We start from the raw sequence: 24,449 nt of genomic DNA on the forward strand, positions 1-24,449 counted from the left end.
TTTAATTTACCATGAAATTTTCACGAAACCGGAGGAGCCTTTTGTGCCATCAGTATATGCAACAGTCTCATACTCGCTAAGATATTCATTACTGGAGTTTCCTCCTGCACCGCCTGAACCATAACCAGTTGCATTCGTTGGCGCTGTTATTATTACCTTACCGTCATTGTTTTTAGAGAATGTTCCAGATCTACCACCACAGCCAAGAGATGAGCTTTCACCATTTAGACCTAAGTAAACATCATATATATTCCCTCCACCAAGAGCCGAATAGGAACCTTTGCCCCCACCTCCTGACGAGGTATAACTATTGCCAGTACCGCCAGAAGCAATAATATCCATAAAAGATGATGAACCACCATCCCCTCCAGGGTCACCTCCCCTGAACTGTATTACACTGCCAGTTTTTGTTTCACTAAATCTTTGCCCACCGAATCCGCCGATGCCAACATTTACAGGAAGTTGTTCACCAGGATGAACAGATTTATAACCAATTTTTATTTCACCACATGCCCCCCCCATAGCTGTGTATGAGTAAGTTTTAAAACTATTACTTCCGCCGGTCCCACCGCCGCCACCGCCCATTACTTCGACAAATAGAGTCGTCACTCCATCTGGAACCGTAAATGTCCCATTTGTGGTAAAAAACTGCGTATGAGTATGGTTCGCCGGGGCCGCCGCACTCGCCTTATCCATCGCCGCCTTTACCGCGCTCGGTGTTGCCGCCTCCGTCGTACTGATGCTGTCCGTCGCGTTATTAAGCTTCACGATCCCTTTTTGCGTCAGCGTACCGTCCGGGACGCCGGTAATCTGGTTCCAGGCGTGAGTATGGCTGGCTGGAGCTGCCGCATTCGCCTTATCCATCGCCGCCTTGACCGCGCTCGGCGTTGCCGCTTCTGTTGTGCTGGTGCTGTCCGTCGCACTGTTAAGCTGAACGATCCCCTTTTGCGTCAGAGTGCCGTCCGGGACGCCAGTGATCTGGTTCCAGGTATGGGTATGATTACGCGCTTCCGCCATCGCCGCTTTCACCGCCTTTGGCGTGGCCGCTTTGGTTTCGTCATCGCTGTCGGTGGCATTACTGAGCTGCGTAAACCCTTTCTGCGTTAATGTCGCATCCGGGTGATTTGTCGAATGTTCATGCTCGTCCAGCCGGGCATCCACGTAATCGCGCGTCGCCAGCACAATGCTCGGATCGACAGTCAGCGTGACCGCCGTGGTGTTGGAGACTTCCATAATCAGGCGAATGCAGACCTGCTTGCCGCAGCCGCCCGGCAGCAGCGGTTTGTAGGATTCCGGGAATTTGCCGATGGCGATCAGTTCACCGTCGGCATCGAATACGCCCACTTCACGCACGTACCAGCCGCCAACCTCTTCCGGCAGCACCAGTTCGGCAATCAGCCAGTTGGGATTGTTCGGCGCAACGGTTAGCGTATTCATATCGCCGCGCCAGACTTCGTGGCGTAAAGTGGTCTGGCTGGTGGTCGGTTCATAATACTGTCCGCCGCCGTCGCCAACCGCCATCTTTTGCAGATGTATCTGTTTCTTATCCGCAAGGGCGCTGGCGATTTTCGCCATTCCCCTGTCGGTCAGGAGGGTATAAAACTCATTATCCATAATTACTCCGGGTAAATAGATGTAATTTCAAGGCTCCATTGCCCTGTACCGAAATAGATCGGTTTAGTTTGTTGAACTTCCAGAACCTGGAAGGGTAAGACGGTCGTTATTTCTCCACCGTAAAGCGCGCTGCCGATAACAGGAATAGCGCTTTGGTTAATTATCCAGACAATTAACGCTTCCAGCTTTGAGCGCACGTTCTTATACTCATGAATAAGAACGACCAGATTATTAAAAAGATTTTCATTCATGCCCTGGTTGATGAGCTCAATTTCAACCTTGAAGAAATAAGCCTTACCGCCATACTCAAACCATTCTGAAATCGTGCCGGGTAAGGATAATATTTCCAGTACACGGCGAACGGCCCAGGGAGTTCCTTTATATTTATGCAGTTCAATCGCCTGTTTAATTAACTCTCGTTTCTCCTGTTCATTGGCGGAAAATAGCCAGCCTTCGAGCCCCTGTACATGAAATTGTTCGGCCAACGAGGGCAGTGCCGAGGCATCAACGATATCCACCAGATAGACCAGCAACGCCGTCAGGTCGATTTGCGCAAAGCGTTCGGCGGCAATATTCGCCAGAATCGAAAAACGTTCGTCGCTGGCCAGCGGCGGCGGCAGAAGCAATTTATCCATCGCTGACTCCGGCAATCGTCACGTCAATAGCCGTACATTCCGCCCATTCGTGCGCCTGCAATACTTTTTTTGCGGGCATATCCAGCGCCACGTCGTACACGCCATCGACCTGCAATACTTTAATTATCTGGTTTGGCACAATGTCCTGGCCCAGTCGGGTCTGGCGCGAGCGCGTCCATGTATTAATCGCTTCACGCGCGGTGGCAAGCGTTGTCTCCTGGTCAGCGGTGTTAAACAGTGTTAGCCGGGCGCAGATCTGATAAGTCACGCGCGGCGCGCGCTTCGCGCTGACCTTATCGGTTAGCGGGCGCTTGTTCTCTTTGCTCACCTCCCGTTCGATCCGGGCGAGAAGTTCCGGCCCCGGCAGACCGTTCAGGGTCAGCGGATAGAGTTCCACGCAGCCTTCCGCCAGCCCTTCATCCGGCCCCAGCACCGCCACGTCGATAATCGACTGGCTGACCGAGAGCGTATGGAAGCGATAGGCGCCATAGCTGCCCGCGTTGCTGAAACTTTCCGGCGCTAGCTGGATGCGTTTACGTAGCGCGTTGTCGTTCTCTTCGCCGCAGCCGCCACTTGAGGCCGTCAGATTGGTGACGCTGAGATCGTAATTGCCTACCCGATCCACCAGCGCGCTAATTTGTGCAGGCTGCCAGTTGTTGCCGGATTCACCGGTTGCTACACAGGTTGCAGTTACCGCAACGCTCAGGCTGCCCGCAGGCAACAGAACATCTTCGTCGGTGGCGAACATCACGCTATCCGACGCGCTGGCGCGAGTACCCTGTGGAATCAACAGGTTACTTTTAGCCGCTTGAGTAACAGAAAACTGCAGCGTGGTTTTCGCCGCCTGAGCGGGCAGACGGTGAACGCCAACCAGCTCGCCTAAATAATCCAGCATCGGCGCGCGGGAATACGCGACCAGGTTTTGCTTCGCCGCCTCCTGAATGCCGATACGGACAAGGTTTTCACGATAAGCAAACAGGTCAATGAGCAGCCGCTCAGCCTGCGCCGGGTAGAGTTTTTTACCGCTGGCTTCTTCATATTGCGCAATCATCTCGCTGGTGATTTGCGCGGGGTCGCGGTCAATAAAGTCGGGTTCGGCTATCGCCATAACACCTCCGTTGAGTTGATTACGCCGTCTGCGGCACGCCATTGCACGCGTAACGTCAGGTGTTCGCCGTCAATCGTCGGCGTCACCTTCAGCAACCAGCAGCGGGGTTCCCACATGCGAATCGCTTCCACCGACTCCCGAACAACGTGCGGAATAGCCCGCTCGATCGGGTAATCGATATAGCGCCACAGATTGCTGCCAAAAAGCGGCCTGTGGGGATCGCTGCCGCGCGGCGTGCGCAGAAGGATGTGTATTGCCTGATGAATATCATCCAGCCCGCAGACGTATTCTTCAGGACGTTGCAAGGCAGGTTGCCAGTGCAGGGTCGAGGGTCGTGTTTTCGTGTTCATGAGGCTATTTTCGCCTCCTGGCGGGGGGAACGATATTAAAGCGCTTTAGGAAACGAATTGATTACACAAAGAAAACCCGCCGTGACGGCGGGGTTGGGTTAGTGAGAGTGATGGTTGGAGTTGCCGCCGCCGTCCATCAGCGTGCCGCTGGCGTTAACGTTGCCGAGGACATTCACGTTGCCCGTGATAACCGCGCTGTTTCCGACGCCGCCGCTACCTGCCATACCGCCAAGCCAGGTGAGTTTTTTCATCACGGTAACGTCGCCGGTAAAGGTGCTGAGCGGCGCATCGACGGTGACATTCAGCGCTTTAATACCCGTATGGGGCGCTTCCACGTTGACATTTACCGCCTTGACGCCCACGGAGGTGGCCGCCACGTCTACGGTTTCTGATATCACCGTGACGTGCTGCGCCCTGACCTCTACTTGCGGTGAAGTAAGCTGCGTACGTTCCTTCACTTCAATGACGATTTTTTCTATGCCGCCGTTGACGGTGAGCTGGTGTAACGCACGGTCATATTCAAAGGCCGCGCCGTCGGAAAACTGCACGTAGCGCTTGTCGCGCGAGGCCAGCGGCGCGGTATCCACGCTGGAGTAGACTGCGCCCAGCACCACGCCATCCTCGCCGTTGTCGTCGAGCAAAACTTCCACCTGTTCGCCAATATCCGGTAGCCAGTAATCTTTGTTGTCCTGCGTGTTGCGTTGCAGCACCGCAAGCCAGTTACTGCGCAGGTTATCGCACTCCGGTAGAGTGACTCTGACGCGCACGACCGCCTCATCAATATCGCTGATAATGCCTGTCTGGCGGGTAACGCCTTTCATATTGTCTCCTTACTGGCTGGTTGCCGGTCCGCGTGAAATGTCGATTTCGGTAGTGTAGCCGCCGCTGCGCGTGAGTTTGTGCATGGATTTATCAATCAGCCATTGCCCGGAAAGCACGCCAAAATCGCTCAGTTCTATCTTGTTGCCCGCCGTCAACTGCGGGCAGCCCATCATGCTGAGCGTGCCGGTTTGCTGGTATTCGTTGTGGCTGTCCAGCGCGGCATTGGCTTTAGCCTGCGCCGCGCCGGTATCCGGAGCGCGACTGTTAATCTTCAGGGTATCGGCGCTGGTCGCCGCACCGCGCGCCGGGGCTTTTTTCTGGCTGTCATGGGTGTAGATAACCAGTTCTTTTTGCTTGCTATTTTGATGCTGCACGGTGGCGTTTTTGTAGATCCGGTTGATGGTATCTTTGAACGTGTAGTGCGAAATATCCGTCCGCCTGAGCGTCTTCACCGGCGCCAGACAGCGTAGCGTCGGCAGATGCGAAAAGATAAGCTCCGTCGCCGTCACTTTCACGGTATAGCCATATTCACTCGCCAGCCGTTTGAGAAACGCCACGTCGGTTTCGGCATATTGCGTGACCCGATCAATCGTCAGCGGCGCAATCTTGCCCACCAGCGTTAAACCGTGTTTTTGCGCGATGCGACTGGCGATGGCGTAAAGCGTAGTCTCCTCAAAGCCCTGGCTGTTTTTGGTGCGTAGCGCTTTGCTGACCGAGGTGGCGATACCGTCGATATTGACCGTCGAAGGCGGCGCGCTGATATCAATTTTATCAATGATATAGGTTCCGCAATCGAGCAGATCTTCGCCCTGGTAGCCCAGGCGCAGCGCCAGCGTGTCGCCTTTTCCCGGATACCATTCGTTTACCCAGCGCCCGGCGCTATCTTCCAGCGCAATGGCAATAACATCCGACTCGTTTTTAATGCTGTCGCTGTAACTGATGCTGGTGACGTAAGGCACGATGTCGTAAGTGATCTCTTTATGTCCGTACCAAAGGGTAAAAATGGGCGTCAGGGTGGCGAACACCCCGCCGGATACCGTTATCTCAGCCATGGCGGTAGCTCCGGGGTCGTTTGCGTGACGCTGACAACCGGGATGACCAGCCGCACGCCTGACGGCAAAACCGGCATAATAGCGACGTGCGGATTGGCCGCGATGATGCGTTCGTAGGCCAGCGCATCGCCGTAATAGCGCCAGGCGAGATTATCCCAGCGTTCGCCGTCGGTGGTGATATGTTCAAGGTAGCGCATTACAGACTCCTCGTAATATCGGCGGCGGCAAGCTGGCTCACGTCAGGGGCGCTTGTTTGCAGCGTGCCGCGCGCCTGATTGACCAGCGTCGCGGCGCTGTCGTAAGCCGCTTCCGCGATGCTGCTGGTGATAGTGTCAAACAGCGATTCGGCGTGTTCGATAAGCGTGCCAGCGTCGCGCGCGCATTCGCGGATCCCCGGCAGGCTGTCGATCAGTTCCTGCATTTTCGCCGCCAGCGCTTTCGGCAGCCCGGCCAGCGTTTGCAAATCCAGCGGCTGCTGGAACAGCGCGTCTATCGAACTCATGGTTTTTTTCAGCGAATCGACGATATCGCCACATTTTTCTTTCAGCGCTTTGGCTTCCTTCACCAGCTCTTTCGCCTGGGCGATCGTTTTTTTGATGTCATCAATGGCGTCAGCCACCTCATCCATCATCTCTTTGGCTTCACGCATACCCTCTTCGACGGCGCTCATCAGTTCATCGAACCAGGAATCGCTAACGTCGGGAAGCTCATCCAACATCTCGTCAATGTTCGGTTCCTGGGTGGTGATGGCCGGAGGCAGTAACGGGCTCTTCGGATCGCCGGTGTACTCCTGTAGCGACAGACTGCCGCCCTGGGCAATGACGTTACCGTAAGGATCGGTGTGCTGGTGGGTAGCGGTCAGATCGGTAATCACGAACCAGCCGCGATAATCACCATTGCCGAACACCAGCGCCATCGCCTGGTGCGCGGTCATCGCTTCCCGCAGACGGTTCAGCTCGGTGGTCGGCTGGCAATACTGACTATGAAAGTTGAATTTCAGGGTGATTTTGTCCAGCTTATCGCCGATAAATTGCACGCCCGGTTTCCCTTCAATACGGGCATGGCTGGTATAATCCACGCCCATCGTGCTTTCAAATTCGTCCCAGTAAGCGACGACGTCAAATTCTATTTCGCCTAATACGGCATACATTATGCGTACTCCCGGCGCCGTTGTTGCGCCATGACATCGTTAATTATTCTCTCCAGCTCGCGTTTACTCAGCGACAGCACGTTGTTGATATCTTTGGCGGCATTCGCGCCGCTTCCCTGCACGGTAACCTGCGGGGAAAAGTGTACCTGCACGTTGCTTTGCGCGCGGGAGGGCAGCGTATAAGGTTTCCCGCCGGATTTGCCGGGAAGCGCGGCTGGCGTCGGCGGCGTGGCGGCGCTTTTCGTCTTCATAGGCTGCGGCGAGGCCATCGTTTTGGCCGTGGACGCCAGCGGCGTTGTCACCGCTTTCGCTCCCGATGCCAGCGGCGCGCTGGCCTGTTGCGCGACCATTGTTCCGGCAATACCGGGGACGGCGGCGGCGACAGACGGCATTTCAGCGTTGATGCCCAGCGCGCTTTTCGCCCAGTCGGGGATCAGCGATTTTATCTTCTCAATCGCCCCGTTCAGGAAAGGAAGCGCATTCAGAATGCCCTTGATCAGGCTATCCAGAATATTGCCGCCAAATTCGCTGAAGCTGGCGGGGAGTTCAATGCCAAACCAGTCCAGTACGCTGGCGAAGGCGCGGTAAAACAGCCCCAGCGGCGACCAGTCGAGAATCAAACGCGTGACGCCGGCAATGCCTCCGTCAAAGGCGGTTTTGATGCGCTCCCAGACTCCGGCAAAGAAACCGGAAATCGGTTCCCAGTAGCGATAAAGTAAATAGGCGGCGCCTGCGATAGCGGTGATAGTCAGGCCGACAGGGTTCATCAGCAGCGCCCGACCCAGCCAGATAAACGTCTGGCCGACCAGCCGTAGCCCTTTTATCAGGCCGTTTCCCAGCAGCATCGTCAGGCTTTTCGCACCGTTGCCAAACGATTTCAGAACCGACAACGCGCGACTGCCGCCGCCCAGCGCCAGACCGGCTTTGACCTTCAGGAAGATATCGATCAGGCGAATAAACGGTGACGCAATGAGGTTTGCTCCCAGCCTGAGAATATTCAGCGCCCCGTTGAACAGCCAGATAACGCCAACGACTTTGGCGACCCCTTGCACCAGCGCCGGATTTTCCCGCAGCCAGGCGCTGAACTGCCGCACCAGCGGCGTGACGCTTTGCGCCAGTTCGCCAATGGCGGGCATCAGTTCCAGGCCGACGGTCAACCACAGATCGTTAAGTGAAAGCTGTAGCGCTTTGGTCTGCTCTCCGGGCGATGTCATTTTCGCGGCGAAGTCATCATCAATAAAATTTTGCCCCGCCGCCTGCATTGCGGAGGCTTTTAGCTGGCGATATTCGTCCATATTCGCCAGCATCGGGGCGAGAAAATCCCGCGTTTGCGCATCGCCGAACATCGCGCCGAGGTTAAATTTCTCCGCCATGGCCTGTAGCGCGTCGCCGCGCGCGGAAAGATCCTCAATCTTCATGGTTTGCCTGAAGGTGTCGAGGATCTGCGGGTTCATTTTCTCCAGTTGCATCTGCACGATGTGGGCCATCGCTTCCGTCACGCCGATGCCGTTTTGCTGATGCTCCAGCAGCGATCCCTGAAGATCCACGCCATGGCGGGCAAACCAACTGTCCGTCTCTTTCGAGAAGGCGGATTTCAGGAAATGGTCGAAATTCGCTGCCGCCGCGCCTGCGTCAGGGGCGTTTTTCATGGCGATTTGCATCGTTGCGGTCAGTTCCGCAATGCCTTCTTTCCCCTGAGCGTCGGTTTTTCCGGCAAAGGCGTTAATCCACTGGGTTTGTTCTGCAACGGAGCCGCCGCCGCTTTTTGCCACGCTGTACAGCATATTTTGCGCAAAACGGAAGTCGTCAGGGGCGATGTTCAGTTTGTCGCGAGTGGCCAGAGCCGCCTGCGCCCAGCTTTGCGCGCTGTCGCGGGAGGCGGTTGCGGCTTTGGCGATATCGGGCATGTAGCGGCTAAGATCCTGCAATGCGCTGACGCCGCCTTCGATCATCGTGGCGGCGGCGCTTTGCAGATCTTTTTGCTCCTGATTGAAATCAAGACTCCAGTCGCGGAGATTCAGGCTCAGGGCGTCCCGCGCGGTGTTATCCATGCCGCCTTTCGCCGCCATATCGACCATGTTGCCCTGAAATTCGTAAGGCAGCTTCCAGTCGGGAGTCTCAACGTTCAGGAGCTTGCCGAACTGCCCGGCGAAAGTTTGTGTTTTTTCCAGCAACCCGGCGCGCTGTTTATCGTTCTCTTCCCGGCGAAGGGCAAAGTTAGCGAGCTGTTGCGTAAGCCGGGTGATTTTTGTTTGCTCAAAGCTGAGCGTGTATAGCGTGCTGGCGTTGAGTGAGCCGTAACGGGCTATTGCCTGCGTCAACGTCTCATTACGCGCCTGAAGCTGAGTAATAATGTCGTTGGCCAAAATAGTGTCTCGTATAAGTTGCCCGGTAACAGGCTGCTTGCCGGAAAAAGAACAGGGAAGGAGTGAACCGGGCTTGGGTCAGGAAACCCGCAGGCATTAAGTCTGCGAGTCGTATTCGTGTTTAATTTGCGCGCTGGCTTCATCCAGCCAGCAGGTAAAATCGTCAACCGACAGCGCGTCAATTTCACTGGGCGGAAAGCGAAACCACCTCGCCAGCAGCGCCATTGCCTGCCACAACTGCTGTGGGTTCTGTAGCCATGCTAAACATGGCCTGAAATCGTTTCTGCAATGCCTGATAGTCCAGCAGATCCATTTCCGCCAGATCTTCGGTTACCAGCCCGGTCATCGCCGCCATCAGCGGCTCATCCCACTCTTCCGGTTTATCGCTGGCGCGGCGCGCGGCGCGCATATCTTTTACCTTCAGGCGACGTAATTGCAGAACGTCGATACGTTCCCCGGCGGCGGAGGTAAACGGGAACTGCAGGGTATATTTTTCGTTCATGGTGTAGTCCTTATTCGTCGTGTTAAATTCGGGGCCGTAGCCCCGAAGTAATTAACCGCCAATATTATTGCGGTAGGCATTTAATTGATCCGCGCCATTTACGCGGAAAATATTCGCCAGATAATCCAGTTCAAGAAGCGTTTCACCGTCAACCACCTGTTTAATATAAGTGCAGCCGAAGGCGCTGCTAAACTCCGGGTTTTCATTCTGTTTAAACGTTCCCAGTGGGTTCTTTTTAAACATTACGGTCATATGCGTCACCAGCGCTAACTGATCCGCTTTACCCTGCGAGTTATAACAATCGATGCTGGAGCGGCACTGCAATGCCACCGCCTGCCACGGGTTTGCCGTTTTACGCATGACGTCGTGGTAAAACGAGTTCCATTTAATTTCGCCCTCCAGTTTGTCAAAGCCGGCAGGCAGCTCAATTTTACCTACCATCCCCAACGCTTTATGCTCCTGCATAATCATGCTGATATCAGGCAGTTTAATTTCACTCGCGCGACCTAAAAGATTATTACCATCGAGATAAATATTGGCGTTGGTAATACGGTTAATTTGAATTTTTCCAGCCATTAGCGATTGCTCTCCAGAGAAACTAAATATTCAGAGGTAATTTCGGTTTCAAACGTCAGACGTTCCAGCGGCGGCGGCGGGGTGAATTTGTAGCTCAGCAACAGATGCCCGGCTGCCAGTTCAGTCTGTTCGTTACGCGCCGGGTCGTACCAGCATTCAAAACCCAACAGCGCGCCGTCGGCAATCAGCTTACGACCCCAGGTGTTCACCGATTCGGTTAGCGCATCAATCAGTGCCTGATTAATCGGCATATCCATATACTGCTGGCTGAAATAACGAATCGATTCGTTAATCACATCACCAGTACGGCGCACGTTCTCAAAGTTACGCATATGGGTAACCGTCGGCCAGGCGGCGGTACGGTTGCCCCACAGGCGCAAACCGGAGCCATAGCTGTTGAAGATGGTGGTGATGCCGTTTTCATTCAGTTGATTCACCTCACTTTGCGGATCGTCGATCATCGCTGACAGTGAGCGCTCTACGCCGGTAATGCCCTGAATTTCCTGATTGGAGTTGCTCCACCAGAAGCCTTTTTCCAGGTCCACCTTGGCACGCAGACCTGCGGCGCGGGAGGAGAGCGGCTCCAGAACTTCGCTGTCCGTCGCGCTGTCGTACACTTTAACGTGCGGATAGCACAGACGAACGCGATCGGAGCTGGTGTTGAAGTTGATCGCGCCTTTTGCGCCGCGTCCTGTCAGCGCTTGCTGGAACGTGGTGCCGATTGGCGCATCGATGTAGGCGATGGCCCCCAGCTTTTCCGCCTGAGTGATAAGTTCAGTGGAGACGGATTTCTGGGTGCAGAAAATCGGCGCAAGCAGAATTTTTGGGTAGAAACCGTAAAGGTTCCAGGTATCCTGCAACAGCTTCATACCGGTACGGTCGCCCGCAGTGTTTACCGCGCCAATAATATCGGCAGCGGTCACTTTGGTGGGGTCCGCGTAAGTATAATTCACATAGGCCTGAACGCCGGGTTTCAGGTTGGTTCCCATACAGGTGATTTTACCGGTCAGCATATCAATGGTGTAATCGGTGCCTTTGAGATAAGCGTTTCCGGCGCTCGTGCTGCGGCCAATGCTCATCGTTTGCACGGCCCCGTGCTTGAGTTGAATCTGACCATTGTCATCAACCTTCACGACTTCACTGGAAATGGCGCTTTTGTGTACCGTCGGATTCAGCACGTTAATCACCACGACCGTCCCCGCGCCGTGATCGTAGATCGCCTTCAGCGCCTGCGGGATGGTGAAATTTGCCAGACCTGGACCAAATTGCGCCGCGTCGCTTTCAGAAAGGCACAGCGTCGGCTGGTTTACCGGGCCGCATGGCGCGGTGCCGATCAGACCAATAACCGCAGATTTCACCGCCTTAACCGGACGTGGGCCGGTTTCGATCTCAATGGTCTCTACACCGTGCAGGTAATTAGCTGCCATGGACAATTTCCTCTTCATTAGTTTCTACTTCTTGCGTAACCACTGGCGCCAGGTGACGGCGGGCAATCATGGTGATTACCCACTCGTTATCTTCCGGTAGCTCGATTTCGCTATTGGGCCACAGTAAGACTTCCTGACCGTCGGCGAGCGTGACGCCGCTTGCCGGGCCACTGTAGATATATTTCATTGAATTTCCTCATAATTAACAGATGTAAGCAGGGGAGAGTCCTTGCTTTCCCGATCGGCGATAAACAGGGCGTGAGCGGTCATTTTCAGAATGTAGCGGCAGAAGCCGGCGTTCTCGCCGAGAGACTTTTCTCGCTTCAGCCACAGTGGTCGATCGCAGTCAGGGAGCGTGATGCCGCCCAGTGAACTGCGTATACGATCCAGCGCGTTTATCGCGTCACTTGTTTGCGGAACAATAACGGCGGCGGAAATGCGCAGAGTTTGTTTTTGCACGGTGGTATCAGTACTTTCTGATGCGGCAAAAACCGATCCGCGGTAGTGGATTAATACCGTTATCTGCTGTACGTTTGGGATATACGCTTTCGGGTCTGCCGATGAAATAAGTACATCCATATCGGGATTTAATTCACGCAGTCGATTCGCGACGGCATTTACAACAGATAATGTTTCCATATACGCTTTCCTTAATTCGCCAGGAGAGGAGATATTCTCTCTCCGTCACAGTTCGGAGATATTTTGGCGTATCAGGCGCGAGGCGTCTTTTAATCTGCTTTAGAGAAAAAAGTTAAAACAAATAAAAAATCCCCGGCGTATAAACGACGGGGATTTATTTAAAGGTTACCTCGTTGAATCAGTTCTATTTTGCTATATAGCGCATCCAGTTTTGCTTCCAGAACGGCCTGGCCGCGAAGATAATCCTCGCGGCGGACATAATGCAGCGGTAAATCGGCGCGAAATTCCAGAAATTCTCTCTCCAGCCTGGACCAACCTATTTCTGATTCGCGCCGGGCAGCTTCCAGTGCTTCAAAACGTTCATTCAGCCGTTTTTCAATTTGCGCCAGCAGCAATTTACCGGCAGCAAACATGAGTCCAACAAACGAAAGTAAGAGGGAGATGACTTCCCAAAAATCGATACTGAGTTTCATTACTCCCTCTGATTAATGAATGCAGCTAGCCTGCCCCCATTGCAAATAACGGGGAGCATGTTGGTATAAAATCGCTTCAGGATAATGACGATTTTCGCGCCAGTTCGCGGCGCTGCGCCCGGCGTTAACGCGTTCTACATGTTCAAACCAGATGGACGCATCCAACCCCTTTGCAGCGGCCAGCTTTTTATCTCTGTTCACCCAGCCTTGCCCGCCGTTATAGGCGCTCAGAGTGAAAGCCATTCGCTGGCAGCTATCCTTCGCGACCAGGCCGTTCCAGAGTTGATAGTCATACTGCACCAGCGCGCGTATCGCCCAGGCGGGATTAAACGGCTTGTTCTCGCGAAGCGCCGGATACATCTGGCTTACCCATTTTGCCGTCGCAGGCATAAATTGCGCCATACCCTGCGCGCCAGCCGGAGAAAGCGCGTCAGGCGCCCAGCCGGATTCCTGATGTAGTTGCCCGGCAAAATCAGCAACGGGGGCGTTAAGCCCCCAGATTTCGCGCGCGGTACGAATCACTTCGTTGCGCCATTGCAGAGAAGTGCGCGGCGGTTCGGCAGCGTCGGCAGACAAGAAAGACATAGCGCAGACCAGGCATACGTATTGATAACGCATCGTTACAGCCCCAGCGCGACGGCAAGGCAAATTGCCGCAACGATGATCGCGCGACGAATCATCGCCGCGGCGCAGCACAGTGACTCTTCCCACGGACAGAAGGAGTCGGGACGCGCCCAGGGGAAAAGACTGCGGTCAAGCCAGTAACCCAGCACCGCTGATAACGAGACAAGGCTGAGTTTATAGATGACTACCGGAATTTGCGCTGATGATGTCCAGCCGATAAGCGCAAACAGTACGACAGAGGCAATCAGCCAGCCGGAAAGTCGGGGAACAATAATTTTTCGCATACTCTATCTCCTGATAATTGAGAGAGAAGTATCGCTTTTCCCCATAGCGGAAGAACGAAAAGGGCTTTAATAAATAACTTTAAAAAATGTTTAGCGCATGGTGTCAAATGCCAACAAATAAACGAATAAATAAAGGGTTCGGGGCCGGGGATAGAGGTTGCCTGCGGAGAGTCAGTATGTGTCTGTGGCAGGCTACGGTGGCGGTATTGCTGCGTCATAATAATTTTTGATTAAAATTATCTTATTGATTTTTAAAGTTAGTTTAAAAATTCACGCGATCGTGATGAAAGTGATCTTTTTGATCGAACGCAGAAAAAAATGCAAAAAATAAACTGTATATGCATACAGTATTGTGTAAAATGATGACATCAGTGAAGGCTTACTTCACCTATAAAATAAATACATATTATAAATTGAAAACGATATATACATTCTTTTAATTTATAATTAAATGCCGTTGATAGTAAATATTTATATATATTTTGAATATATTGATAGGTAGTTATTGCACCGTTTTTTACGCTTCCCTTTTTGGTGCCGTCACGGGGAGCATGGTGCTGGATATGGAGATAAAATATGATTCAGAAATCAAAAGAAATGGTTCGGCTTCCGGAGATTATTAACGATCTGGCGTTTCATGCGTCGCAGGTGCTTATTGAAAGCATGAATATTGATAGCGCGTCAGCCGAAAATGCCGGTCAGGCAATTGCTGACAGAATGATGCGCAACTGGGGCGGGCAAAGCATTTATTTCCCCAAAGGTATCTCTGGCCGGGCCTCGGAACGGGATTATCAGATTTACAGCGAGTGCGATGGGCGTAATTATGCGGAGCTGGCCAAAAAGTACAATTTGACACTGCAGTGGATCTATAAAATCGTTAAGCGGGTCCACACGGAAAAACAGCACCAGCGGCGTATGCTGTAAGTGATATCGGGTATGGCGTATAGCGACAAGCGCTATACGCCGGGAGCTGCGACAGGCCGGATAAGGCGCTTGCGTCGCCATCCGGCAACATATTGCCTGATAGTGCTCACCCGCTGTCGTGTCAGGGCGATTATTCAAATAAGTTCTGATGTAGCTTTTGCACCACTTTCTCGGCATCGTCTCCCGGCACGAGGAAGCACAGATTGTGGCTGGAGGCGCCGTAACAAATCATGCGAATGTTGAACGGTTCCAGGACGCCAAACACTTCTTTACCAACGCCGCAGGCTTTTGACAGGTTGTTGCCAATCAGCGCGACCAGCGCCAGTCCTTCTTCGACTTCTACCCGACACAGCGCGGAAAGCTCCATCAATAAGGATTGTGTCAGTAACGTATCGCCCGTGGAGGTGGAGCCGGTAGTATCCAGTGTCAGCGCGACGCTCACCTCCGAAGTGGTAATCAGATCTACCGAAATATTATGCCGCGCCAGAATGCCGAACACCTCTGCCAGGAAACCTCGCGAGTGCAGCATATTCAGGCTGTGCAGCGTCAATAGCGTTTGATTGCGGCGCAGCGCCAGCGCGCGGAATAGCGGCGGGTTTTGGGTTTTATTGCACACCAGCGTACCGCCCGCTTGCGGATCTTTGCTGGATCCAACGAAGACCGGGATATCGCTACGCACGGCCGGGAGTAAGGTGGCTGGATGCAGTACTTTTGCGCCGAAGGTTGCCATCTCCGCCGCTTCTTCAAAGTCGATTTCATCAATTCGCTGCGCGACGGGCACTACGCGCGGGTCGGTGGTGTAAATACCGGGCACATCTGTCCAGATATCAACCCGCGCGGCATGGAGCGCTTCAGCCAGCAATGCTGCCGTATAGTCGCTGCCGCCGCGGCCTAACGTCGTGGTGCGGCCTTTGCTTTCACTGCCGATAAAGCCCTGAGTAATGACCAAAGTTTCGCTCAGGCGCGGGAGCAACTGCTGCGCGGCCAGTTCCGCAAGCGCTGCGACGTCCGGTTCCGCACGACCAAAGCGATCGCTGGTACGCATCACTTTGCGCACGTCGAACCAGTGGGCCTGCACGTCGCGTTCACGCAGGATCTCAACAAATAGCAGGGTAGACATCAGCTCGCCGTGGCTGACCAGTTCATCGGTCAGGGCTGCCGATGTCGCCAGCGATGCCGCCTCCGCCAGAATAGTGATGTTTTCCAGCAGGCGTTCAATCTCTTCGCGAATGACATTCGGATGACGCAGACGATCAAGGATATCGAACTGGATTTTACGGATGGCGTCGAGCGTAGCGAAACGTTCGCCGGGCTCCATCCCTTCGGCCAGCGCCACCAGCAGATTAGTGATGCCGGCAGACGCGGAAAGCACGACTAAACGAACATTGGCGTCGGAAAGTACGATATCCGCGCTACGGTTCATGGCGTCAAAATCGGCGACGCTGGTACCGCCAAATTTGGAAACAACGATCTCTGTCATATCAACCTCGTGTCAGGAAATGAAAAACGCGACCATGGCACAAGGGCAGAACAGAAACCGGTGCAGGCGCAAATGCAAGTAACGTATTTATAAATAAAAGTTGTGGCCTGGACTGTCAACGTTGGGATTATGCGGATTTTTTATGCTGAGTTTAGGCTCAGTAACAGCGCTTATAACCCCGATACCCATTTGTAGTATGTTGGCTTATCTATGCGCCCGGCGACTCACCCACTTGCCGCCTTTCTGCACCTCGAATTATTTAGGGTATATACTTTTTATCCTCATTCGACAGTGCCTGGGGCAACGGCACTAAAACAATCACACTTTTCTGTGACTGGCGTTACAATCGATCCCAGTCACAATTCTCAAATCAGAAGAGTATTGCTAATGAAAAACATCAATCCAACGCAGACTTCTGCCTGGCAGGCGCTCCAGAAACACTACGACGAAATGAAAGACGTTACGATCGCTGAGCTTTTTGCGAACGATAGCGACCGTTTCGCTAAATTTTCCGCGACGTTTGACGATCTGATGCTGGTGGACTTCTCCAAAAACCGCATCACCGAAGAGACGCTGGCAAAATTACAGGATCTGGCGAAAGAGACCGATCTGGCCGGCGCGATTAAATCCATGTTCTCCGGCGAGAAGATCAACCGCACCGAAGACCGCGCCGTGCTGCACGTGGCGCTGCGTAACCGTAGCAATACGCCGATCATTGTGGACGGCAAAGATGTGATGCCGGAAGTGAACGCCGTGCTTGAGAAAATGAAAACTTTCTCGCAAGCGATTATCTCCGGTCAGTGGAAAGGCTACACCGGTAAGGCCATCACCGACGTGGTGAACATCGGTATCGGCGGTTCCGACCTCGGCCCGTTCATGGTGACCGAAGCGCTGCGTCCGTATAAAAACCATCTGAACATGCACTTCGTCTCTAACGTCGATGGCACCCACATCGCTGAAGTGCTGAAGAAAGTGAACCCTGAAACCACGCTGTTCCTGGTCGCTTCTAAAACTTTCACCACCCAGGAAACCATGACCAACGCCCACAGCGCGCGCGACTGGTTCCTGAAAACTGCAGGCGATGAAAAACACGTGGCGAAACACTTTGCTGCGCTCTCCACCAACGCCAAAGCGGTCGGCGAATTTGGTATCGACACGGCCAATATGTTCGAGTTCTGGGACTGGGTCGGCGGTCGTTACTCGCTGTGGTCTGCCATCGGGCTGTCCATTATTCTGTCCGTCGGTTTCGACAACTTTGTCGAGCTGCTTTCCGGCGCGCACGCGATGGACAAGCATTTCTCCACCACTCCGGCGGAGAAAAACCTACCCATTCTGCTGGCGTTGATTGGCATCTGGTACAACAATTTCTTCGGCGCGGAAACCGAAGCCATTCTGCCGTACGACCAGTATATGCACCGTTTCGCCGCCTACTTCCAGCAGGGTAACATGGAATCCAACGGTAAATACGTTGACCGTAACGGCAACGCCGTGGATTACCAGACAGGCCCAATTATCTGGGGCGAACCAGGCACCAACGGTCAGCACGCGTTTTATCAATTGATTCACCAGGGTACTAAAATGGTGCCGTGTGATTTTATCGCCCCGGCTATCACCCATAACCCGCTATCCGATCATCATCAGAAGCTGCTGTCTAACTTCTTCGCGCAGACCGAAGCGCTGGCGTTTGGTAAATCCCGCGAGGTGGTTGAGCAGGAATATCGCGATCAGGGTAAAGATCCGGCGCAGCTTGAACACGTTGTGCCATTCAAAGTGTTTGAAGGCAACCGCCCGACCAACTCTATCCTGCTGCGCGAAATTACGCCGTTCAGCCTGGGCGCACTGATTGCGTTGTATGAGCATAAAATCTTTACGCAGGGCGTCATCCTGAACATCTTTACTTTCGACCAGTGGGGCGTTGAGTTGGGTAAACAGTTGGCTAACCGTATTCTGCCGGAGTTGGGCGATGATAAAGCTATTTCGTCCCATGATAGCTCTACTAACGGTCTGATTAACCGTTATAAAGCCTGGCGCGCCTGATGGCGCTGCGCTTATCCGGTCTACGTAATGCATAGCGTCTGTAGGCCGGGTAAGGCGTTTCGCCGCCATCCGGCAAAAAGAGAATAAGATAATAAAAAGGCCGATATTCACATCGGCTTTTTTTATAAGATAATTCCGCTTGTCCGTCTTTATCCCCACAATTTTATATTGAGCTTAATCCTAAAATAAGCAATAACCAGAAAATCACTCTGCGTTATTTTCAGATTATACGGATGCCGATGTCTTTTATTTTAATTTTAACTTATTGATTTTATTTGTTTGTTAATTAAATAATGTAGACGTTACTTCTTTAAAGTTTAATTATCCTAAAACCTCGCTGTTATTTCTCCCGGACATAATCCGCCTGCTTTGGTTGTGTATACTCGGTAGCGCCCGAAATTCTTTTGGGTAAATCTCCATTCATTCAATGAAGGGAAATTATGATGAAAAAAGTACTGTATGGCATTTTTGCCATAACCGCGCTTGCGGCGACATCTGTCTCGGCAGCCCCCGTTCAGGTGGGTGAAGCGGCAGGGTCGGCAGCGACGTCGGTATCGGCGGGAAGCTCCTCCGCCACCAGCGTTAGCACCGTAAGTTCGGCGGTGGGCGTCGCGTTAGCGGCAACCGGCGGCGGCGATGGTTCCAATACCGGGACCACGACCACCACGACCACCAGTACCCAGTAGTATCGGTACGTTTAACCATAACCACACTCCGGTGTGGTTATTTTGCCCCTCTGGAGAAGCGTCGTGAAGCGACTCGCACTTATCCTGATTTGCCTGCTATTACAGGCGTGTTCGGCCACCACTAAAGGCCTGGGCGATTCACTGTGGGACAATTTGTTCGGTACGCCAGGCGTACAGCTAACGGATGACGATATTCAAAACATGCCTTATGCCAGCCAGTACATGCAGCTTAACGGCGGTCCTCAACTGTTTGTGGTGCTCGCTTTCTCGGAAAACGGGCAGCAGAAATGGGTGACGCAGGATGGCGCGACGATCGTGACGCAGCATGGCCGTCTGGTCAAAACGCTGCTCAGCGGTGACAACCTGATCGATGTGAATAATCTGGCGGCCGACCCGCTGGCGAAACCAGGACAGATTATCGATGGCGCGACCTGGACTCGCACCCTGGGCTGGACCGAACATCGCCAGGTGCGTTACGCCACCGCCCGTTCCGTTTTTACATGGCGAGGGACCGATAGCGTTAGCGTCGGCAGTGAAGAGACCGCCGTGCGGGTGCTGGATGAAGAAGTGACGACCGATCAAACGCGTTGGCGTAATCGCTACTGGGTTGATAGTGAAGGCCAAATTCGCCAGACGGAACAATATCTGGGCGCGAATTACTTTCCGGTGAAAACCACGCTGATTAAGGCGGCAAAATCATGATGAAAAGGACGATAAGCGTGCTGGCGCTGGCCTTTGTCGCGTCATCCGCCTTTGCCAGCGGCACTGTTACCGTTTTTACCCAAGGTAATAGCGAGCCTAAAACGCTGACAGACGCTGAGCGTCTGCTCGATTTAGTCGGACAGCCGCGCCTGGCAACGAGCTGGTGGCCTGCGGCGGTGATAGGCGAAGAACAGGCGACCGTGACGGCGCGTCAGCAACAGCAGGAGCTTCTTGGGCGGCTGGCGGCGCTCAGCGCTGAGGAAGACGGCGATGCGGCGGCGGCGATAAACACACTGCGCCGACAGATTCAGGCGGTGAAGGTGACGGGCAGACAATTCGTGAATCTTGATCCTGACGTGGTGCGGGTGAGCGAACGAGGTAACCCGCCGCTGCAAGGACACTACACGCTCTGGGTCGGGCCGCAACCCACGCAGGTGACGCTCTTTGGCTTGATTAGCCAGCCGGGCAGCCAGCCGTTCGTCCCTGGGCGGGACGTCGCCAGTTATCTTGAGGGTCAGCGCTTACTCAGCGGCGCGGATCGTAGCTATGCCTGGGTGGTTTACCCTGATGGACGTAGCCAAAAAGCGCCGGTGGCTTACTGGAATAAACGTCATATCGAGCCGATGCCCGGCAGCATTATTTTTGTCGGTTTTGCCGATTCCCTTTGGCGCGGCACGCCGGAGGCGATAAATGCCGACATTCTTCATACCCTGACGCAGCGGATACCGGAATAATGAAAAAAACACATCTGCTCAGCGTGCTGGCGCTGGGTATTAGCGCGGCCTGCCATGCCGAAACATATCCAGCCCCTGTTGGGCCTTCACAATCTGACTTTGGCGGCGTGGGCCTGCTGCAAACGCCGACAGCGCGTATGGCGCGTGAAGGGGAGATGAGCCTGAACTATCGCGATAACGATCAGTACCGCTACTACTCGGCTTCGGTTCAGCTTTTCCCGTGGCTGGAAACCACGTTGCGCTATACCGATGTCCGTACGAAAAAGTACAGCAGCGTGGAATCATTCTCCGGCGACCAGACTTACAAAGATAAAGCGTTTGATGTGAAACTGCGGTTGTGGGAAGAGAGTTACTGGATGCCGCAGGTGGCGGTTGGCGCGCGCGATATCGGCGGGACGGGGCTGTTTGATGCGGAATATATTGTAGCGAGTAAGGCCTGGGGGCCGTTTGATTTTTCATTAGGTCTCGGCTGGGGCTATCTTGGCACCAGCGGCAATGTGTCTAATCCTTTCTGTTCGTATAGTGATAAATTCTGTTCGCGTGATAACAGCTATAAAGAGGCCGGTTCCGTCGACGGTAGCGATATGTTTCACGGCCCGGCCTCGCTGTTTGGCGGCGTGGAATACCAGACCCCGTGGCAACCGCTACGCCTGAAGCTGGAGTATGAAGGCAATAACTATCAGCAGGATTTTGCGGGTAAACTGGAGCAGAAGAGCAAGTTTAACGTCGGCGCCATTTACCGCGTCACCGATTGGGCCGACGTTAACCTCAGCTACGAGCGCGGCAACACCTTTATGTTTGGCGTTACGCTGCGCACCAATTTCAACGATTTACGTCCCGCGTATCATGACAATTCACGCCCGCAATACCGTCCACAGCCGCAGGATGCCATCCTGCAACATTCGGTAGTGGCTAATCAATTAACGTTATTGAAATATAATGCCGGTCTGGCGGACCCGAAAATCCAGGTCAAAGGCGATACGCTGTACGTTACCGGCGAACAGGTGAAGTACCGCGACTCCCGTGAAGGGATCGTGCGTGCTAACCGGATCGTCATGAACGATCTGCCGGAGGGGATCCGCACGATCCGCGTGACGGAAAACCGCCTTAATCTGCCGCAGGTCACCACTGAAACCGATGTCGCCAGCCTGAAACGCCATCTGGAAGGCGAACCGCTGGGACATGAAACCCCGCTGGCGCAAAAACGCGTAGAGCCGATCGTGCCAGAGAGTACTGAACAGGGCTGGTATATCGACAAGTCGCGCATTGATTTTCATCTTGATCCCGTGCTGAATCAGTCGGTAGGCGGCCCGGAAAACTTCTATATGTATCAGTTGGGCGTAATGGGAACTGCGGATCTGTGGGTCACGGATCATCTGCTCACCACGGGCAGCGTGTTTGCCAATATCGCCAACAACTACGACAAATTTAACTACACCAATCCGCCGAAGGATTCGCATCTGCCGCGGGTGCGTACGCATGTCCGTGAGTATGTGCAGAATGATGTTTATGTGAATAACCTACAGGCCAACTACTTCCAGTATTTTGGCAATGGTTTCTATGGGCAGGTCTACGGTGGTTATCTGGAGACCATGTTTGGCGGTGCCGGGGCGGAAGTCCTGTATCGCCCGATAGACAGCAATTGGGCGTTTGGTCTGGATGCCAACTACGTGAAACAGCGTGACTGGCGTAGCGCGCAGGATATGATGAAGTTTACCGATTACAGCGTGAAGACCGGACATTTGACCGCATACTGGACGCCGTCGTTCGCCCAGGATGTGCTGGTGAAAGCCAGCGTTGGTCAGTATCTGGCGGGCGATAAAGGCGGTACGCTGGAGATCGCCAAACGCTTCGATAGCGGCGTCGTTGTCGGCGGTTACGCGACGATTACCGATGCGTCGCCGGATGAATATGGGGAAGGGGATTTTACCAAAGGCGTATATGTTTCCGTGCCGCTGGATCTCTTCTCGTCCGGCCCAACCCGAACTCGTGCGGCAATTGGCTGGACGCCGCTGACGCGTGACGGTGGTCAACAGCTTGGCCGTAAGTTTGGCCTGTATGATATGACCAGTGACAGGAGCATAAATTTCCGTTAATACTCAGGCCGGATAAGGCGTTCACGGCGCTATCCGGCAAATCATCTTATTGAACAAAATATAAACATAAATAAAAAATATAGATGCTCGTCACATTTGTGCGTTATACAGAAACCTCGCCACAGAGAAAGAGGGGGGCTGTTATGATGCCATTATCGCGCTCACGTCTTGAGTTTATCGCCACGATTTTACAAAACGTACTAAATTTGGGGCTACTTACCCTCGGTCTGATCCTGGTCGTTTTTCTCGGTAAAGAGACAGTGCATCTGGCGGACGCATTATTCGTGCCTGAGCAAGCCAGCAAATATGAACTGGTGGAAGGGCTGGTGATCTACTTTCTTTATTTCGAATTTATTGCGCTGATTGTGAAGTACTTTAAGTCTGGCCTTCACTTTCCGCTGCGCTATTTTGTGTACATTGGGATCACGGCGATTGTGCGCCTGATCATTGTCGATCATAAAACGCCAATGGATGTATTACTCTATTCGGCGGCGCTCCTCCTGTTGGTTATCACGTTGTGGTTATGTAATTCTAACCGACTACGGCGAGAATAGGCGTCGCCACACCGTAACGGACGTACGGCGTGGCGATAAATCAGCTTATTGTATGGCGGCTTTCGGCGTTTTCTCTTCTGCTGGCGTCCATAACTTCTCAAGTTCTTCCAGCGTTTTGCCTTTGGTTTCCGGCACGAACTTCCACATAAACAGCGCCGCCAGAATACCCATACAACCGTAAATCCAGTAGGAGAAACCGTTGTGGAAATGGGAAACCAGCCACGAATTTTTGTCCATCATCGGGAAGGTCCAGGAGACGAAGTAGTTCGCCAGCCACTGCGCGGCGACGGCAATGGCGAGCGCTTTGCCACGAATCGCGTTCGGGAAGATTTCTGCCAGCAGCACCCAACAAACCGGTCCCCAGGACATGGCAAATGCGGCGACGTAAAACAGCATCGACAGCAGCGCTATCAGCCCGGAAGCCTGGGTGTAAAACGCGGTACCAAGGCTGAACATCCCAAGAGCCATACCCAATGCGCCAATAATTTGCAGCGGTTTGCGACCAAATTTATCTACCGTCATGATGGCCAGCACGGTGAAGCTCAGGTTGATTACGCCGACAATAATGGTCTGCAAGAGCGCCACGTCGGTGCTGGCCCCTAACGTTTTAAACACTTCCGGCGCGTAGTAGAGCACGACGTTAATGCCGACAAACTGCTGGAAGACGGACAGCATCACGCCGATGACTATCACGCCCACGCCAAACATCAACAGGCGTCCGCCGGTTTTACGACCATGCTCCAGAGACTGGTTGATCTCCTGCATGGCCTGGGTGGTGAGGCTGCTACCCATAATTTTGCGCAGAATGCCCTCCGCCTGTTCGTGTTTGCCACGCGCCATCAGCCAGCGCGGGCTTTCCGGTACGGTGTACAGCAGCAGTAAAAACAGCAGAGCGGGAATACTTTCGGAAGCAAACATATATCGCCAGCCATCGGTATTCAGCCAGTTAGCGTCACCGGAACGGGCAATGAAATAGTTAACGCAATACACCAATAGCTGACCAAAAATAATGGCGAACTGGTTAAAGGAAACCAGTTTCCCACGAATATGCGCTGGAGCCAGTTCAGCAATATACATCGGTGAGAGCATTGAGGCTAAACCAACGCCAATACCACCGATGATGCGATAAATAACAAATTCGGGGACATATCCGGCCAAATAAACAGGTACGGCATTATCTGGGTTAATCGTGGTAAATCCTAATTCTGGCCATGCGGAGCCAATACCGGAAATAAAGAACAGCAGAGCGGCGATTTTCAGCGAGTCCCGACGACCAAAGCGGTTACTGCAATAACCGCCCAGCGCACCGCCGATGATGCAGCCAATCAACGCACTGGCGACACAGAAGCCCAATAGCGAGTTGGCGGCGGATTCACTTAAATGTTGCGGAGCGACAAACACGGTATTTAAGGATTCTACCGTTCCGGATATAACGGCAGTGTCATAGCCGAATAATAGCCCTCCTAACGTTGCGACTAAGGTAATGGAAAAAATATAGCGGGAATTATAGTGGGTGTTCATTCAGACCTGCCTTAGAGGATACAGCTCTTTTGATCAGTATCGTGATGGTGAATTTAACAGGCAGGGAAGACAATTATCATTTTTTACATTGCA

Annotated in this window: 27 protein-coding genes; 7 read left to right on the plus strand and 20 right to left on the minus strand. The window is 53.4% G+C overall.

The features are described 5' to 3' along the window. Positions 1-6: 6 nt before the first annotated feature. The 18 genes from ACLD4K_RS12675 to ACLD4K_RS12760 all read right to left on the minus strand — a co-directional run bounded on the left by ACLD4K_RS12675 (position 7) and on the right by ACLD4K_RS12760 (position 13,622). Positions 7-1,614, minus strand: a complete 1,608-nt coding sequence (locus ACLD4K_RS12675; RefSeq protein WP_411011962.1) for a phage tail protein — start codon at positions 1,612-1,614, stop codon at positions 7-9. 2 nt (positions 1,615-1,616) lie between these two features. After that, positions 1,617-2,249 (minus strand): phage tail protein I, encoded by a 633-nt coding sequence (locus ACLD4K_RS12680; protein ID WP_411011963.1) that lies wholly within the window; start codon positions 2,247-2,249, stop codon positions 1,617-1,619. Further along, on the minus strand, positions 2,242-3,357 hold the full coding sequence (locus ACLD4K_RS12685) for a baseplate J/gp47 family protein (protein WP_411011964.1): 1,116 nt from the start codon (positions 3,355-3,357) through the stop codon (positions 2,242-2,244). The genes ACLD4K_RS12680 and ACLD4K_RS12685 overlap by 8 nt, the downstream gene beginning before the upstream one ends. After that, positions 3,348-3,707, minus strand: a complete 360-nt coding sequence (locus tag ACLD4K_RS12690) for a GPW/gp25 family protein (RefSeq protein WP_183060006.1) — start codon at positions 3,705-3,707, stop codon at positions 3,348-3,350. Before ACLD4K_RS12690 ends, ACLD4K_RS12685 begins: the two co-directional genes overlap by 10 nt. Positions 3,708-3,805: 98 nt before the next feature. After that, complete coding sequence (locus ACLD4K_RS12695) at positions 3,806-4,528, minus strand: phage baseplate assembly protein V (protein ID WP_183060007.1); 723 nt, start codon at positions 4,526-4,528, stop codon at positions 3,806-3,808. Positions 4,529-4,537: 9 nt separating this feature from the next. Then, positions 4,538-5,581, minus strand: a complete 1,044-nt coding sequence (locus ACLD4K_RS12700) for a phage late control D family protein (RefSeq protein WP_411011965.1) — start codon at positions 5,579-5,581, stop codon at positions 4,538-4,540. Then, positions 5,569-5,778: a tail protein X gene (locus ACLD4K_RS12705; protein ID WP_023201681.1), complete on the minus strand. Its 210-nt coding sequence runs from the start codon at positions 5,776-5,778 to the stop codon at positions 5,569-5,571. The genes ACLD4K_RS12700 and ACLD4K_RS12705 overlap by 13 nt, the downstream gene beginning before the upstream one ends. Further along, the gene (locus ACLD4K_RS12710; RefSeq protein WP_411011966.1) at positions 5,778-6,731 is read right to left on the minus strand and encodes a phage tail protein; all 954 of its coding nucleotides are present in this window, start codon (positions 6,729-6,731) and stop codon (positions 5,778-5,780) included. Before ACLD4K_RS12710 ends, ACLD4K_RS12705 begins: the two co-directional genes overlap by 1 nt. Beyond that, positions 6,731-9,097, minus strand: coding sequence for a phage tail tape measure protein (locus ACLD4K_RS12715; RefSeq protein ID WP_411011967.1), 2,367 nt, complete (start codon positions 9,095-9,097; stop codon positions 6,731-6,733). The genes ACLD4K_RS12710 and ACLD4K_RS12715 overlap by 1 nt, the downstream gene beginning before the upstream one ends. Before the next feature lie 96 nt (positions 9,098-9,193). Next, positions 9,194-9,322: a GpE family phage tail protein gene (locus ACLD4K_RS12720; RefSeq protein WP_001651222.1), complete on the minus strand. Its 129-nt coding sequence runs from the start codon at positions 9,320-9,322 to the stop codon at positions 9,194-9,196. Continuing rightward, a complete protein-coding gene (locus ACLD4K_RS12725; protein WP_411011968.1) occupies positions 9,282-9,599 on the minus strand; it encodes a phage tail assembly protein in 318 nt (105 codons plus the stop codon). The genes ACLD4K_RS12720 and ACLD4K_RS12725 overlap by 41 nt, the downstream gene beginning before the upstream one ends. 51 nt (positions 9,600-9,650) lie before the next feature. Then, a complete protein-coding gene (locus ACLD4K_RS12730; RefSeq protein WP_000907494.1) occupies positions 9,651-10,175 on the minus strand; it encodes a phage major tail tube protein in 525 nt (174 codons plus the stop codon). Then, positions 10,175-11,602 carry a phage tail sheath subtilisin-like domain-containing protein gene (locus ACLD4K_RS12735; protein ID WP_411011969.1) on the minus strand — a complete coding sequence of 476 codons (1,428 nt, stop codon included), beginning with the start codon at positions 11,600-11,602 and terminating at the stop codon, positions 10,175-10,177. Before ACLD4K_RS12735 ends, ACLD4K_RS12730 begins: the two co-directional genes overlap by 1 nt. Beyond that, entirely contained in the window at positions 11,592-11,789 is a 198-nt protein-coding gene (locus ACLD4K_RS12740) for a hypothetical protein (protein ID WP_023201676.1), read from the minus strand. The genes ACLD4K_RS12735 and ACLD4K_RS12740 overlap by 11 nt, the downstream gene beginning before the upstream one ends. After that, positions 11,786-12,241, minus strand: coding sequence for a Gp37 family protein (locus ACLD4K_RS12745; protein ID WP_023201675.1), 456 nt, complete (start codon positions 12,239-12,241; stop codon positions 11,786-11,788). The genes ACLD4K_RS12740 and ACLD4K_RS12745 overlap by 4 nt, the downstream gene beginning before the upstream one ends. Positions 12,242-12,399: 158 nt before the next feature. After that, complete coding sequence (locus tag ACLD4K_RS12750; RefSeq protein ID WP_000777269.1) at positions 12,400-12,714, minus strand: hypothetical protein; 315 nt, start codon at positions 12,712-12,714, stop codon at positions 12,400-12,402. A 12-nt stretch (positions 12,715-12,726) separates the two neighbouring features. Then, positions 12,727-13,332, minus strand: coding sequence for a lytic transglycosylase domain-containing protein (locus tag ACLD4K_RS12755; protein WP_023201674.1), 606 nt, complete (start codon positions 13,330-13,332; stop codon positions 12,727-12,729). A 2-nt stretch (positions 13,333-13,334) separates the two neighbouring features. Beyond that, positions 13,335-13,622, minus strand: a complete 288-nt coding sequence (locus tag ACLD4K_RS12760; protein WP_001226439.1) for a putative holin — start codon at positions 13,620-13,622, stop codon at positions 13,335-13,337. Positions 13,623-14,198: 576 nt separating this feature from the next. Between ACLD4K_RS12760 and ACLD4K_RS12765 the strand changes: the two genes are divergently transcribed. Next, the gene (locus ACLD4K_RS12765; protein ID WP_000615248.1) at positions 14,199-14,546 is read left to right on the plus strand and encodes a Mor transcription activator family protein; all 348 of its coding nucleotides are present in this window, start codon (positions 14,199-14,201) and stop codon (positions 14,544-14,546) included. Positions 14,547-14,676: 130 nt separating this feature from the next. Here the strand turns inward: ACLD4K_RS12765 and lysC are convergent, their stop codons facing one another. After that, complete coding sequence (gene lysC / locus ACLD4K_RS12770) at positions 14,677-16,026, minus strand: lysine-sensitive aspartokinase 3 (RefSeq protein WP_000136394.1); 1,350 nt, start codon at positions 16,024-16,026, stop codon at positions 14,677-14,679. Positions 16,027-16,413: 387 nt separating this feature from the next. On the opposite strand from lysC, the gene pgi reads away from it, so the two are divergent. From pgi to psiE, 6 genes are all read left to right on the plus strand, one after another. Further along, on the plus strand, positions 16,414-18,063 hold the full coding sequence (gene pgi / locus ACLD4K_RS12775) for a glucose-6-phosphate isomerase (RefSeq protein WP_000790028.1): 1,650 nt from the start codon (positions 16,414-16,416) through the stop codon (positions 18,061-18,063). Between the two features lie 443 nt (positions 18,064-18,506). Beyond that, positions 18,507-18,749 (plus strand): exopolysaccharide production protein YjbE, encoded by a 243-nt coding sequence (gene yjbE / locus ACLD4K_RS12780; RefSeq protein ID WP_001541297.1) that lies wholly within the window; start codon positions 18,507-18,509, stop codon positions 18,747-18,749. A gap of 63 nt (positions 18,750-18,812) precedes the next feature. Beyond that, a complete protein-coding gene (locus tag ACLD4K_RS12785; RefSeq protein WP_411011970.1) occupies positions 18,813-19,451 on the plus strand; it encodes a YjbF family lipoprotein in 639 nt (212 codons plus the stop codon). Continuing rightward, positions 19,448-20,185 (plus strand): capsule biosynthesis GfcC D2 domain-containing protein, encoded by a 738-nt coding sequence (locus ACLD4K_RS12790; protein WP_411011971.1) that lies wholly within the window; start codon positions 19,448-19,450, stop codon positions 20,183-20,185. The genes ACLD4K_RS12785 and ACLD4K_RS12790 overlap by 4 nt, the downstream gene beginning before the upstream one ends. Continuing rightward, positions 20,185-22,281 carry a YjbH domain-containing protein gene (locus ACLD4K_RS12795; protein ID WP_411011972.1) on the plus strand — a complete coding sequence of 699 codons (2,097 nt, stop codon included), beginning with the start codon at positions 20,185-20,187 and terminating at the stop codon, positions 22,279-22,281. The genes ACLD4K_RS12790 and ACLD4K_RS12795 overlap by 1 nt, the downstream gene beginning before the upstream one ends. 143 nt (positions 22,282-22,424) lie before the next feature. After that, the gene (psiE, locus tag ACLD4K_RS12800) at positions 22,425-22,835 is read left to right on the plus strand and encodes a phosphate-starvation-inducible protein PsiE (protein ID WP_183060016.1); all 411 of its coding nucleotides are present in this window, start codon (positions 22,425-22,427) and stop codon (positions 22,833-22,835) included. 45 nt (positions 22,836-22,880) lie between these two features. Here psiE and xylE read toward each other — a convergent pair whose 3' ends face one another. Further along, positions 22,881-24,356 carry a D-xylose transporter XylE gene (gene xylE / locus ACLD4K_RS12805; RefSeq protein WP_001091898.1) on the minus strand — a complete coding sequence of 492 codons (1,476 nt, stop codon included), beginning with the start codon at positions 24,354-24,356 and terminating at the stop codon, positions 22,881-22,883. Positions 24,357-24,449 lie beyond the last annotated feature (93 nt).

Source organism: Salmonella sp. 741265055_HSA (assembly GCF_046569525.1).
In the GTDB taxonomy this organism is placed as follows: domain Bacteria; phylum Pseudomonadota; class Gammaproteobacteria; order Enterobacterales; family Enterobacteriaceae; genus Salmonella; species Salmonella enterica.